Here is a 13,023-nt window from a genome sequence, read left to right as displayed (position 1 = left end):
GATTGAAAGGTCTGATGGCTTACTCAGCCCAAGAGACGCTTGTCAGGTCCGTCGCTTGTGTCGGCGCGTTCTTCCACAGACCTTGAACACCCGCCTTGGCAACCGACAGCGCGGCAAGCTGGAACAGGTAGCCGTTCACGTAATCCTCGGCGATGATCTTTTGCGCCTGGGCCAGCATTTCAGTCCGCATATCAGGGTCTGTTGTGGCGTTCAGCTTGGTCATCAGTTCCTGGAATTCCGGATTGTCGTATTGGAAGTAGTAATCCGGATTGGCGTAGATGCCGATGTCCATAGGCTCTGTATGGCTGATGATGGTCATGCCAAAGTTTTTGCCTTTGAACACGGTTTCAAGCCATTGCGCCCATTCGACGTTATTGATCTTGGCGGTGATGCCAACATCGGCCAGCTGTGCCGCGATGATTTCACCGCCGCGACGTGCGTAGGACGGGGGCGGCAGATCTAGCGTTGTCTCGAACCCGTCGGGGAAACCCGCTTCGGCCAGAAGGGCCTTGGATTTTTCCGGGTCAAAGGCACTGATCGCCGTTTCATCGACATAGGCAGGGTTGTGCGGTGCGAAATGGGTGCCGATGGGCGTGCCGTATCCGAACATCGCGCCATCAATGATCGCCTGACGGTCGATCGCATGGGCCACGGCTTCGCGAACCTTGATGTTGTCGAATGGCGCTTGCTTGTTGTTCATCGCCAGAATCGTTTCGCCCTCGGTCGAGCCGACAAGCACCTGAAAGCGCGGATCCGCTTCAAATTGGGGCAGGTTTTCAGGGGCGGGGAAGCCTACGAATACATCCACGTCTTCGGCCATCACCGATGCAAACGCCGCTGTAGGGTCTGAAATGAACTTGAACGTCGCCTTATCCAACGTGGCAGGCGCACCCCAGTAGTTGGGGTTCTTTTCGATCATGATGTTATCGCCCTGCGTCCAGCTGGTGAACTTGAACGCACCGGTCCCGATGGGCAGCTGCTTGATGTTGTCGATGCTTTCGGGTGCAACGATCACGGCGTCGCCCCATGCAAGGTTGAACAGCATGTTGCCGTTCGGTTCGGACAACTTGATCTCGACCGTGGCGGGGTCAATCACGTTAACCTCGGAAATGGCACTATACAGCGCCTTTTGCGCATTCGCGCTGTCTTCGGCCCCGATCCGGTCAAGGCTGAATTTCACGTCTTCGGCGTCCATCGTGGTACCGTCATGAAAGGTAACACCGCTTTGCAGTTTGAACGTATAGGTCAGACCGTCTTCGGAAATCTCCCAGGATTCGGCCAGGCCCGGCACAACCGATCCGTCGCCCATAAAGCGCGTGAGCCCTTCGAAGACGTTGGAATAAAGGACTGAATCAATGGCCCCGGCGGCAGCACTGGTCGGGTCCAGATGGGGCGGTTCAAGCTGCATCGCAACGATAATGTCGCTTTTGGCAATAGCCCCACCGGCCATCAGCGCGGCGGCGCATGTACCAAGGATAAGTGAGCGAAGATGGAACATCGGTGTCTCCTGTTAACCATATGCAAAAAAGACTACTCAGTTCGAAAGGCTTTGGCCAGCACTGGTATGGCCGTTGCAGATTTGTATTGTGCCGCCCCGGCTGGCGGTTTATGCGCCAGCTTCGCTTTAATCAGGCAGGGGTGCGTCATGGCTGCGGTATCTTCCACATTGGGAATTGATTTCGGAACGTCGAACTCTGCGGCGGGCTATGCCATCGACGGTGTGCCCCGTCTGATTGATGTCGAGGCAGGCGAAAATACCCTTCCCACGGCGTTGTTTTTCGATTTCGAGGAAAAGCGGATCATTTACGGGCGCGGTGCCCAAGAGGCGCTGATCGGCGGTGACGAGGGGCGGTATATGCGCGCGCTCAAAAGTCTGCTGGGCACGCCTTTGATGCGCGAAAGCCGGATGTTGCTGGGCAAGCGGATGGATTTCATCGCCATCGTGGCGAGCTTTCTGGCCGAGTTGAAACAGCGCGCCGAAGCCGCCACGGGTCAGACATTCGATCGCGCCTTGTCAGGGCGTCCTGTGATGTTTCACAGCGCCGACGCCGCGCGCAATGCCCAGGCGCTGGTCGACCTGACGGAATGCTATCACCTCGCCGGCTTCAAAGACGTGCGCTTCATGCCCGAACCCGAAGCCGCCGCGTTGGCCAACCGTGCCGTGCTTGAACCCGGTGATCTGGGGCTGATCGTGGATATTGGCGGGGGTACATCGGATTTTACGCTGTTTCGTCAGCAGGGCGACGCAGGCATCCATATTCTGGCCAGCAAGGGCTTGCGCATGGGCGGTACGGATTTCGACCGCGAGCTAAGCCTGCATCACGTCATGCCGCATCTGGGCATGGGCAGTCAGATCAAACATGTCTTCGGCGATGAAACCCATGCAGCACCCCATGCCGTGTTCACCGATCTGGCGACATGGCAGAAGATCCCGTTCCTTTATACCCGTGAACAACGGCGTGCCGTCGATGATCTGGCGAAATATGCCGTTGAACCCGCGCTGTTGAACCGGCTGGTCAAAGTTTTGGAGGACGAACTGGGCCACGACATCGCCTTTGCCGTCGAGGCGGGCAAGATCGCGGCGAATGATGTGGCCGCGACCGCCCCGCCCGAGATCAGGCTGGATATTCTGGAACGTGGTCTGCGCGTACCACTGCCCCCTGCCATGATGGCTGCCACATTGAATGAAATGGCGAACAGCATCGCGCAGGTTGCCACCGATCTGGTGGCCCAGACCGACCTTGCGCCTGCGGATGTGAACAAGCTGATCTTTGTCGGCGGATCGAGCCTGATGGGGGTGATCGACATGGCCATGCGCCGCGCCTTTCCGCAGGCTGAATTGCATCGGGGTGCTGCAATGACCGCGATCGTCGACGGTCTGGCCATCGCGGCATCCCACGCTTTTGCGCGGGAATAGAGCCTAGTCCTTTGGCAAAAGCAGCGTTTCCAGCGCTGCACCCATCACGCAGGCACTGTCGACCATGTCGTCGATACCGATGTATTCATCAGGCTTATGGGCCAGTTCCAACAGCCCCGGACCATAGGCAATGCAATTCTTCAGCTTGCCAATCCGGTCGATGTGCTTTTGGTCATATGATCCGGGCGAGGCGACGTATTCGGGCGCTTTGCCCATGATATCCTGGATTGCGTTGGCCACGGTCTGCACCACGGGGGCGTCCCGGTCTGTCATTGAAGGCAGGACCGAATTCAGCTCGGTCAGCTCATAATCGAAATCGATACGGGTTTCGCGCAAACCTTCCAGCAGGGCGTGCACTTCGCCGCGCACTTGATCCAGAGGTTCTTCCATCAGGAAGCGCCGGTCAATGGTGATCCGGCAACTGTCGGGGACGCAATGGGCGGGCAAGCCGTCGAAATCTTCGTCGTTTTCCTTTTGGCCACCGTGGATAGAGTTGATGTTCATGGTTGAACTGCGGGCCCCTTCGGGGACCACTGGCATATCGGTGTGGCGCGCTGCCATGGCGGGGAAAAGCTTGTTTTCGAATTCGGACAGCACGGCCCCCATGTGCCGCACGGCACAATCGCCAAGAAACGGCATGGAACCGTGGGCGATTTCGCCTTTCGTCTCAATCTCGGCCCACCAACCGCCGCGATGGCCCAGGCAAATGCGGTCTTTCTGCAGGGGTTCGGGGATGATCACATGTTGGACCCGTTGAGGGTTGAAGAACCCCTGTTCGGCCAGATAGGCGACGCCGCCATAGCCGCCGGATTCCTCGTCCGCGGTGCCGGAGATTTCAATCGCGCCTGCAAAATCGGGATGCGTTTCGACAAATGCCTCGGCGGCGATGATGGACGCGGCCAAGCCGCCTTTCATATCGCAGGTGCCGCGCCCGTAAATCTTGCCGTCAGAGATTTCTGCACCGAAAGGGTCGAACGTCCAGCCGGCACCGACTTCGACCACATCTGTATGGCTGTTGAAATGTACGCATTCGCCCGGGCGCGTACCCTCGCGGCGGGCAATGATGTTCCAACGGGGATATTTCGCGCTGTCGCCGGGGGTGCCGTGGGCGCGGATCAATTGTGTCTCGAACCCGTGCTGTTTCAGCCTTTTGTCGAGATATTCGCAGATCAGAAGATAGTCGCGCCCCGGCGGGTTCAGCGTCGGGATGCGAATAAGGTCTTGGGTGAGCGCGATCAGGTCGTCACGCTTGGCGATAATTGCGGCGGAGAGTATGCTTGTCATGGGCCTATGTTTGAACGGGCGCGCGCCCAAGGCAAGTGGTGTCTTGGGATGCGCGGTCGGATTTGAGTTTATTTTGCAAAATGAAGCAGGGCGGTGCTGTCTATGCGGCAATGTTCTTCATGGCGACCAGTGCATGGGACGCGGGGTTGTCAGGCCTTTGGTTGTCGGGTTTTGATGCGAAGAGCGTCGAAGTTTCGACGACCGTGTTCAACGTCAGCGCGCCGACTGCGTTTTCGAAGAAGATACGGGGACCCTGAAACGAGGGCCCTTCAACGGGCAGCTGTCCACGTGGGCAAAGCTGGCACGGATCAGTTTGGTGAGTTCTTGATTATTTGTGAACATTTTTGGCCGTTACTGCGTTAACCTGTGTACTTGGGCAACGTGTGCGCTAAATGCGGTCCAACTCATAACAAGAATTAACTGCTTTGGTCATCTGTATTTTTTGATGAAACCCGGCGCAGTAACGTCAAGAAGTACCGGAGTATCCAATGGCACCTTTGATTCAACGCAGTGTCTCGAGAAAGAAAGACAAGGACAAGCAGGCAGAAGAACGGTCTGTCAGCGAAGCGACCGCGCTGTCGCCCAGAATGATCTATGAGGTCATTCGACGCGAGGGCGAAGAGGAGTTGTCGCGCAGCAAGCGGTCCTTGATCTGGTCGGGGATCGCGGCGGGCATCATGATCAGCCTGTCGGTTTTGGCCGAGGCGATATTCAGGACCTACCTGCCGGACACGCCTTATCGGTTCCTGATCGAGAACCTTGGCTATTCGATGGGCTTTCTGGCGGTCATCATGGGCCGGATGCAGCTGTTTACAGAGAATACGATCACAACCGTGTTGCCCATCATGCGTGCGCGGACATGGAGATCGTTCGTATCCATGTTGCGTCTTTGGGTCATCGTACTGGCGGCCAACGTCGTGGGTGCCTTTGCGGCTGCGGTGTTGTTCATCTGGACCCCTGCCATTTCGCCCGACGTGATCCCGGCCATTCTGGACCTGTCTCATCACGCCACCGGAATGGGGGCCTACGAGGGGTTCTGGCGCGCTATTCCGGCGGGTGTCATCGTGGCCTTGATCGTCTGGATGTTGCCACAGGCGGATGAAACGGCGTTTTTCCTGATCCTGGTCTTTACATGGCTGATCGCCGCAGGCGACTTTGCGCATATTGTGGCGGGGTCTGTTGAAATGGCCGTGATGATCTTGGACGGTCAGCTTGGCTTCTCGGGTGCGGTCTTCGGCTTTTTCCTTCCGGTGCTGTCGGGCAACATCATCGGTGGCACCATTATCTTTACGCTGCTGGCTTGGGGTCAGGTCCGCGATGAGGTAGAAGGAAGTCACTGACTGGGGTGGCACGCGGCCAACCCCGACATGATCCGCAACACGAGGGCCGGAGTTTTTGAGACAGAAGACAGTGGAGATCATACAACTATACTGGGTCAGTCTAAGAGCCTGTATTGCGGACATCGGTCAAAAGAACGTGGCTTTGATCGCGGCGGGGGTTGCGTTTTATGCCATGCTGTCACTGTTTCCAGCCCTTGCGGCGCTGGTCGCGATCCTAAGTCTTGTGTCAGACCCTGTCGTGGTGATCGCCCAGCTTGAGGATATGCGGGGCCTGATGCCAAACGATGTCTACGACATCATCAACGGGCAGGTGGTCAGCATGGTCACCACCAGTAGCGAGACATTGGGCTGGGCAGGTACGGTGTCGCTTCTTGTGGCGCTGTGGTCTGCGCGGGCAGGGGTCGGTGCAATGATGATCGGCCTGAACAGTGTCTACAACGAACGAAATCGCAATGCAGCGTTCCACTATCTGCGGGCGCTGCTGCTGACATTCGGGTTGGTGATGGTGGGGATCATTGCGCTAATCACCGTGGTCATTGCGCCAATCGTACTGTCGTTCGTGCCGCTGGGTATTTTCGGTTCAATCGTGGCAGAGGTTACCCGCTGGACCATCGCGATATCCGTTTTGCTTGCTGGTTTGGGGGTGTTGTACCGATATGGACCAAACCGCCGTCCGGCAAGGGTGGGCTGGCTGACATTCGGGGCGGTTTTTGCGGTTGCTGCCTGGGCTGTCGTATCAATCGGGTTCAGTTATTACGTCGCCAATTTCGGAAACTACAATCAGGTTTACGGATCAATCGGTGCCGTGATCGCGATGTTGGTCTGGCTGTGGATCAGCAGCTTTTTGGTGCTGATGGGCGCATCCTGGAATGCGCAGGTTGAATTGCGCACCAGAGTTGACAGCACCATTGGCCCGGATCGTCCCCGCGGAAAACGCGGTGCGGTCGTTGCGGATGATCTGGTAAGCGTCGATCGCGGTTAGACGCGGGAAAGCACAGGTTATAACCGTGTGCCCTTTCCTGCGTTCATGCCATTGATGAATGCGATCACGATGGCTGCAATACCACCCACACCGCTGCCCAGTTGCGCGTTTCGGGCCGCTGCCGCGTCAAGCATCATTTGCCGTCTGATCCGTCTGCGCGCAGCCGCACGGACGGACATCACGAAAATCAAGATCAACCCGATGCCGAAAAACGTGGAGCCGATGATAAGGCAAGCCTGAAGCGTTGTCATGAATGTCAGCAGAAACAACCACGCCGCTACGGTCAGAAAAAGCCCGCCGACCACAAGGCACAAAAACGCGCCCATACCGATTGCAACGGTTTGGGCGGTTTCTTTTGCTCTAATCGCAAGACGGTCTGCGATAAGCTCGAACATCAGCGACGTGCCGAGATCAAGCCAACCAGAAATCCTACGCCAGCGGCGATACCAAGGGCTGTCGCGGGCTGGGTGCGGATGAATTCTTCGGCGCTGTCTTGAGCCTGCGAGGCTTTTGCGCGGCCGTCATTTGCCAAATCATGCGCTGAATCTGCAATGCTGTGCGCTGCGGATTTCGCCTGATTGGCGGCATACTTTGTCTGTGCCTTGGAGTATTCGCCAATCGTCCCTGTCAGGGCGGCGATGTCGTCTTTGAGAATTGCGATCTGTACGGAAAGATCTTCGACTGTAGTGACTTTGTTCACTGGAGTATCCTTGGCCATTTTACGTCTCCTTTATGGGTTCGTCATAATTTTAACGTTTGCGTGTGACAAAAGGTTCCCTTCAGCTTGACGTAAAAAAACCACGCTGGGAAGCGTGGTTTTTTAAACTTAGCCTTTCGGATGAACGCGAGGCCAGATTAGCTGTGCAGTGTTTCGGTCGACGAAAAGAACATGGCCTGGGAAACAGCCGACAGAACTTGATCAACGGTGTAGGGCTTGGAGATCAGGAAAGCAGGCTCAGGCTTGTTCCCGGTCAGCAGGCGTTCGGGGAACGCTGTGATAAAGATCACGGGGCGCAGGCCCAAGTCGCCCAACAGGTCATTCACCGCATCGATACCGGACGAATTGTCGGCCAACTGGATGTCGGCAAGGATCAGATCCGGCACATCTTCGTTGCCCAGTTTGACGGCTTCGGCCTGTGTCCGGGCGATCCCTGTCACGCGGTGACCCATATCGCTCACGATGGATTCAAGGTCCATTGCAATGACCGCTTCATCTTCGATGATCATCACGGAACCGGTTACATGATCGGCCATCTCGCGGCGGGCGATCTGCACCAGTTCATTGGCCTCGTCTGTGCTGACGCCGATGATGATGCCAACTTCTTCAAAAGAAAAACCTTCGATCGAATGCAGCAACAACGCTTCGCGGCTGTGGTTGGTCAGCTTGGCAAGGTGCTTTTGCGCCTTGGCGCGCATGCCGCTTTCACCTTCCTCGATGGGGGCACCTGCGCTGGCCCAGATGCTGTAAAGCACACGAAACACACCGGTACGAACTTCAACACCGTCAAGAACGGAACGGTCGGTCAAGATGGCCTCAAGAGACGCGGCAGCAAAGGCATCGCCGCTGGTCTGGCTTCCGGTCAGCGCACGTGCGTAGCGGCGCAAGAATGGAAGGCACTTGCCCAAGGCATCGCTTATGTTGCGCGTTTCGGTTGTATCCGTCATTTATTGTCGTCCTTTTAAAGTATTTGTGGAACTAAACCACGTAAAGTAATGTTTAGTTCCATGCAGCATGTCTACAAAAACTATTTACAAGTCAGGAACCCCATAATGCACTCAGGTCAGAACAAGGAACGAGAGCGCTTTATCGACGAAAATCTTCGGCGAGTCTATGAGGAGACTGTCGACGAAGGGATTCCAGACAAGTTTGCGGAACTTCTCAATAAGCTCAAAGAGCAAGAGAAAGAAAATGGTGCAAGCAAGTGAGCGCTCAGGATCCACGCGATCAGCTGGTTGAACATTTGCCGGCCATGCGCGCGTTTGCCATCAGCCTGACGCGCAACGGTGCGATCGCGGATGACATGGTGCAGGACACGCTTGTAAAAGCTTGGACCAATATCGACAAATTCGAGGTCGGCACGAACATGCGTGCGTGGCTTTTCACGATTTTGCGCAACACTTATTATTCGTCACGCCGCAAGGCCAACCGCGAAGTAGCGGATGTCGACGGCATTTTCACCGAAAGCTTGGCCGAAAAGCCTGCGCATGACGGTCACATGCAGATGACGGACTTTCGCAAAGCCTTGAGCGCGCTCAAGGATGAACAGCGCGAGGCGTTGCTTCTGGTGGGGGCATCGGGGTTCTCCTATGAAGAAGCGGCTGACATGTGCGGTGTCGCGGTGGGTACGATCAAAAGCCGGACCAACCGGGCCCGGGCAAGGATTGCTGAACTGATGGGGCTGCGCGACGATGAGACGTTGGAAATGACAGATGATGCGACAATGTCTGTAATTTCCTCATCGAAAGTGTCTTCTTTTTAAAAATGACTTCTGGATTTTTAACCACGGACGTGCTGCGCAGTCTTGCCTTCAAGGTTTTGCTATTCCTGTCGCTTGCATTGTTGCCCATTGGGCTGATCTCGGTCTTTCAGACGCGGGAGATTGCAGAACAGAATCTTGAAAATTCCGAGCTGTCCTTGCTGGCGATCACCGAACAGGCATCCAGCCAGGAAAGCAGTATGATCCAGGAAGCATTCGGCGCGGCCGAAGCGCTGGCATCCGTGGTGAGCCTGATTAAAAGGGACAGCAGGTCGTGCAGCGCGTTCCTGCGCGAGTACCAGAAGTCATCCAACCTCTATACTGTCGTCAGCTATGTCATGGCCAATGGCGAGATTAACTGCATATCCTCCGGTAATATAACGGACATCTCCGACTTGGACGTGTTCAAGAGCATGCTGCGCAACAAATCGCGGATGGCGCATATCCTGAACGATGCGCCAATCACCAAGGAACCAATTCTGGTCGTTACCGTGCCGCTTTACATTGAAAGCGAATTGCGCGGATTCGTGAACATGTCGATCCCGGAAAGAGTGTTCCAGAAAGTGACGGAACCTGACCTGACCAACCCGCCGCAAGCTATGTTGACCTTCAATTCTGAGGGTGAAATTCTGACATCCGAAAATGGACGCGAGATTGCGCGGGAGGAGTTGCCTTCGGCGTCTGAGCTGAAATGGTACATCAGCCAATCCGGTCGCGTGTTCCGCGCAACCAACAACAAGGGCCAACCTCGGGTCTATGCCGTGATGCCCATCGTGTCGGATGCTGTCTACGCGATGAGCGTTTGGTCAGAGGATTCCCCGGTGCTGCAAACCGGAAGAACCACGACCCTTGCCCTGTTTCTGCCGGCCGTCATGTGGCTTGCCAGTCTGATCGTCGCGTTCTGGGCGCTCAACCGTCTTGCGATACGACATATCCGCAAGCTGGGGCGGCAGATGCGCCATTTCGCCTTGAACAGAACCCTGCCGCGCGCGCCGCTTGGCGGGGTTGTCCCGACCGAGATCGTCGCGATGGAGCAGGCCTTTGTCGGCATGGCTGAATCGATCCTGCGCGACGAGGCCTTGTTGGAAGACAGTCTGCGACAGAAGAACATCCTGCTCAAAGAAGTGCATCACCGCGTCAAGAATAACCTGCAATTGATCTCGTCGATCATGAACATGCAGATCCGCCAAGCGGCCACACCGGATGCCAAACGCGTGTTGCAACGCCTTCAAGACCGCATTCTTGGCCTCGCGACTGTTCACAAGAGTCTTTACCAGGATGATAACCTGACCCGCGTCGACGGGGGCGCGCTGGTCAACGAGATCGTCAATCAACTTCTCAGTGTCGGTCTGCCCAGTGGGACGGGTGTAGAGGTGGTACAGGAATATGAGGCAATCCAGCTTGATCCTGACGACGCCGCGCCGCTGACGCTGTTGGTATCAGAGGCGCTTACGAACGCTCTTAAATACGTCGACGTGTCCGGAAATGCGCAAGGCAAGGTCGAAATAAGACTGGTTTATACCAAGCCGGAAATGGCGCTTTTGGTTGTGAAGAATACCATCGGCATGGTTGATCCCGAGGTCGGAACTGGTTTGGGGATGCGTCTGATCAATGCATTTTCACGTCAGTTGAACGGTCAGGTCGAGGTCACAGAAAACGATAAGGACTTCAGCATCAGGGTCGAATTCCCCGTGCCCCTGCGGCAAAAGGAAATCTACGACTACTAACTGCAGTCTGAGGGTTTTCAGAAGGTCTTGTGCCTATTGCTTTGTTTTAACCAGGACGTGGCAAGCCGCGCATGAGTTTCGTCAGAAACTTGGCGGGGTACAGGCGCTGACGACGACGCAGGTCACTGTGCCGATGTTGCGAAATCTGTGTGGCAGTCGGCTGTCAAACATATAGCCGTCGCCCGGAGCGAGCACCGAAACGGCATTGTCGACGGTAACTTCAATCTCTCCTGAGATCACGACGCCGGCTTCTTCGCCGTCATGAACGAGCAATTCGGGGCCCGTATCCGCCCCTGGCGGATAGGTTTCATGCAAGACCTGCAGTGAATGCTGTTCTGCATTGCCAAGCTGGCGCAAAGACACCTGTCCTTCGCTGGAGGGTGAAATTTCGATAAACTCGCTTTGCCGGTAAAACACTTTGGGGGTCTCGGCATCTTCGAGAGGAGAGAAAAACTCCGCCATGCTGATCGGGATCGCATCAAGCAGGCTTTTCAGGGATGCGACAGACGGGCTGGTCTTGTTCTTTTCGATCAGGGAGATGGTCCCGTTGGTCAGGCCCGCCTTGGCGGCAAGTTCCCGTTGCGAAAGGCCACGTTCTTCGCGAATCGTTCTTAGCCGATGACCTATGTCCACGCCCGACCCCTAAAAGTTTCGATGCACCATCTAAACCCTATCGCCATGCAATTACAGGCGAAATTACAGGCGAAATTTAGCGGGCGCGAATGTGAACCATTGCGCACCGCTGAAACTTCATTGACAATTAAATTAAACGCAATAAGAGGATTTTAAACGCACGCCTGCGTTCCATTTAAAGGATTTGTAGATGTCTAGCACCGCGAAAAAGCCGTCCCGCAAGGGCGCTGCAAAGAAAACTGCCAAAAGCACGATCGTCCCCGATATGCTTCAGGCGAATATTTCTATTGAGACGAATGCCCAGTTGGCCGCCCGCCGCGAACTGGCTGTGCCCCGTGGTGTTGCCTCTGCTGCGCAGATCTATGCGAAATACGCCGAGAATGCCGAACTTTGGGACGAAGACGGCAACCGCTACATTGATTTCGTGGGCGGCATCGGCGTTTTGAACACCGGTCACCGTCACCCCAAAGTGGTCGCAGCTGCCAAGGCGCAAGAAGATCAGTACACGCACACCAGCTTTCAGGTCGTGCCCTACGCGCCCTATATCGAGCTGGCTGAAAAGTTGAACGCGCTTGCGCCCGGCGATATGCCCAAAAAGACCCTTCTGGTCACCACGGGTGCCGAAGCTGTTGAAAACGCGGTCAAGATTGCACGCGCGGCGACCGGTCGCCCCGGTGTGATCGCCTTTACTGGCAGCTACCATGGCCGTACGCTGCTGACGCTTGGCCTGACCGGCAAAGTGTCGCCCTACAAGAAAGACGTCGGACCCTTCCCTGCAGACATCTTCCGCGCGCCATTCCCGTCCCAGCGTGATGGTATCACCGTCGAAGACGCGATCATCGGCCTCAAGAACCTGTTCCTGACCGATGCCCAGCCAGAGCGCATTGCCGCCATCATCATCGAACCCGTTCTGGGCGAAGGTGGCTATACGCCCGTGCCATTCGACATGATGCGTCAGCTGCGTGAAATTTGCGACGAACATGGTATCTTGCTGATCGCGGATGAAGTCCAAGCCGGCTTTGGCCGTACGGGTACATGGTTCGCGATTGAACATTCTGGTGTCGTGCCCGATCTGATCACCGTGGCGAAATCCATGGCGGGTGGCTATCCGCTGGCAGGCGTGATTGGCCGCGCCGACGTGATGGACGCGATGGCACCAGGCGGCTTGGGGGGCACCTATGGGGGCAACCCCGTGGCCTGTGCTGCGGCTCTTGCCGCGATTGCCGCGATCGAAGACGAAGGCCTGCTGGCGCGCTCGACCAGAATGGGCGAACACCTGAAGGCCCGTTTTGCCGAGATTGGTGCCCGTGCCGCACCGTTCCGTATGTGGGACATTCGCGGTCTTGGTGCGATGGTCGCGGTCGAGTTTGTGACCGACTTTGAAAGCGCGAAGGCAGACGGTGATTTCACCAAGCGCGTGATCGCCCATGCGCTGAAGCGTGGTCTGCTGCTGCTGAGCTGTGGCATGCAAGGCAACGCGATCCGCGTTATGGTTCCCCTGACGGCCTCGGATGAGATCGTGGAAGAAGGCCTCGCGATCTTCGAAGATGCGGTTTTGGCTGCTGTTGCTGACGAAGCATTCTAAGCTTCAGAGTTCAAACCAGACGTTAGAAAAGAGGCGCGCCGGGAAACCTGCGCGCCTTTTGTTTTGGTAAGCCGTTTT

At 56.3% G+C, this 13,023-nt stretch carries 13 protein-coding genes and 1 pseudogene; 7 read left to right on the top strand and 7 right to left on the bottom strand.

Annotated features, from left to right (window positions below; translation table 11 throughout):
* Positions 1–19: 19 nt before the first annotated feature.
* Positions 20–1,498: an ABC transporter substrate-binding protein gene (locus RGAI101_RS12055; RefSeq protein WP_008228527.1), complete on the bottom strand. Its 1,479-nt coding sequence runs from the start codon at positions 1,496–1,498 to the stop codon at positions 20–22.
* 147 nt (positions 1,499–1,645) lie between these two features.
* Between RGAI101_RS12055 and RGAI101_RS12050 the strand changes: the two genes are divergently transcribed.
* The gene (locus tag RGAI101_RS12050) at positions 1,646–2,917 is read left to right on the top strand and encodes an Hsp70 family protein (RefSeq protein ID WP_008225869.1); all 1,272 of its coding nucleotides are present in this window, start codon (positions 1,646–1,648) and stop codon (positions 2,915–2,917) included.
* A gap of 3 nt (positions 2,918–2,920) precedes the next feature.
* On the opposite strand, the gene RGAI101_RS12045 is transcribed toward RGAI101_RS12050, so the two are convergent.
* Entirely contained in the window at positions 2,921–4,201 is a 1,281-nt protein-coding gene (locus tag RGAI101_RS12045; RefSeq protein WP_008227710.1) for an acetylornithine deacetylase/succinyl-diaminopimelate desuccinylase family protein, read from the bottom strand.
* A 118-nt stretch (positions 4,202–4,319) separates the two neighbouring features.
* Positions 4,320–4,543: pseudogene (locus RGAI101_RS22415) on the bottom strand (aminotransferase class V-fold PLP-dependent enzyme); the annotation flags it as partial.
* Between the two features lie 146 nt (positions 4,544–4,689).
* On the opposite strand from RGAI101_RS22415, the gene RGAI101_RS12040 reads away from it, so the two are divergent.
* Positions 4,690–5,541, top strand: a complete 852-nt coding sequence (locus tag RGAI101_RS12040) for a formate/nitrite transporter family protein (protein ID WP_008225717.1) — start codon at positions 4,690–4,692, stop codon at positions 5,539–5,541.
* 55 nt (positions 5,542–5,596) lie between these two features.
* Positions 5,597–6,523, top strand: a complete 927-nt coding sequence (locus RGAI101_RS12035) for a YihY/virulence factor BrkB family protein (protein ID WP_157044677.1) — start codon at positions 5,597–5,599, stop codon at positions 6,521–6,523.
* 17 nt (positions 6,524–6,540) lie between these two features.
* Here the strand turns inward: RGAI101_RS12035 and RGAI101_RS12030 are convergent, their stop codons facing one another.
* The 3 genes from RGAI101_RS12030 to RGAI101_RS12020 form a co-directional block, all read right to left on the bottom strand.
* Positions 6,541–6,918 (bottom strand): hypothetical protein, encoded by a 378-nt coding sequence (locus RGAI101_RS12030; protein WP_008226563.1) that lies wholly within the window; start codon positions 6,916–6,918, stop codon positions 6,541–6,543.
* The gene (locus tag RGAI101_RS12025) at positions 6,918–7,241 is read right to left on the bottom strand and encodes a DUF883 family protein (protein ID WP_037228115.1); all 324 of its coding nucleotides are present in this window, start codon (positions 7,239–7,241) and stop codon (positions 6,918–6,920) included. Before RGAI101_RS12025 ends, RGAI101_RS12030 begins: the two co-directional genes overlap by 1 nt.
* A gap of 137 nt (positions 7,242–7,378) precedes the next feature.
* Positions 7,379–8,188 carry a response regulator gene (locus RGAI101_RS12020; RefSeq protein ID WP_008225324.1) on the bottom strand — a complete coding sequence of 270 codons (810 nt, stop codon included), beginning with the start codon at positions 8,186–8,188 and terminating at the stop codon, positions 7,379–7,381.
* Between the two features lie 60 nt (positions 8,189–8,248).
* On the opposite strand from RGAI101_RS12020, the gene RGAI101_RS12015 reads away from it, so the two are divergent.
* From RGAI101_RS12015 to RGAI101_RS12005, 3 genes are read left to right on the top strand one after another with little or no spacing between them, the layout of a single operon-like run.
* Complete coding sequence (locus RGAI101_RS12015; RefSeq protein WP_254655272.1) at positions 8,249–8,449, top strand: NepR family anti-sigma factor; 201 nt, start codon at positions 8,249–8,251, stop codon at positions 8,447–8,449.
* Positions 8,446–9,003: an RNA polymerase sigma factor gene (locus tag RGAI101_RS12010; RefSeq protein ID WP_008227180.1), complete on the top strand. Its 558-nt coding sequence runs from the start codon at positions 8,446–8,448 to the stop codon at positions 9,001–9,003. The genes RGAI101_RS12015 and RGAI101_RS12010 overlap by 4 nt, the downstream gene beginning before the upstream one ends.
* 2 nt (positions 9,004–9,005) lie before the next feature.
* Complete coding sequence (locus tag RGAI101_RS12005; RefSeq protein ID WP_008227174.1) at positions 9,006–10,727, top strand: sensor histidine kinase; 1,722 nt, start codon at positions 9,006–9,008, stop codon at positions 10,725–10,727.
* A gap of 81 nt (positions 10,728–10,808) precedes the next feature.
* Here RGAI101_RS12005 and RGAI101_RS12000 read toward each other — a convergent pair whose 3' ends face one another.
* A complete protein-coding gene (locus RGAI101_RS12000) occupies positions 10,809–11,360 on the bottom strand; it encodes a cupin domain-containing protein (protein ID WP_008228101.1) in 552 nt (183 codons plus the stop codon).
* 190 nt (positions 11,361–11,550) lie between these two features.
* Here RGAI101_RS12000 and gabT point away from each other — a divergent pair, with 190 nt between their 5' ends.
* Positions 11,551–12,945, top strand: coding sequence for a 4-aminobutyrate--2-oxoglutarate transaminase (gene gabT / locus RGAI101_RS11995; RefSeq protein ID WP_083792045.1), 1,395 nt, complete (start codon positions 11,551–11,553; stop codon positions 12,943–12,945).
* Positions 12,946–13,023 lie beyond the last annotated feature (78 nt).

The organism is Roseobacter sp. GAI101 (assembly GCF_000156335.1).
In the GTDB taxonomy this organism is placed as follows: Bacteria; Pseudomonadota; Alphaproteobacteria; order Rhodobacterales; family Rhodobacteraceae; genus Sulfitobacter.
The sequence above is the reverse complement of the archived record's forward strand: the minus strand, read 5'-3'. Positions and strand labels throughout refer to the sequence as shown.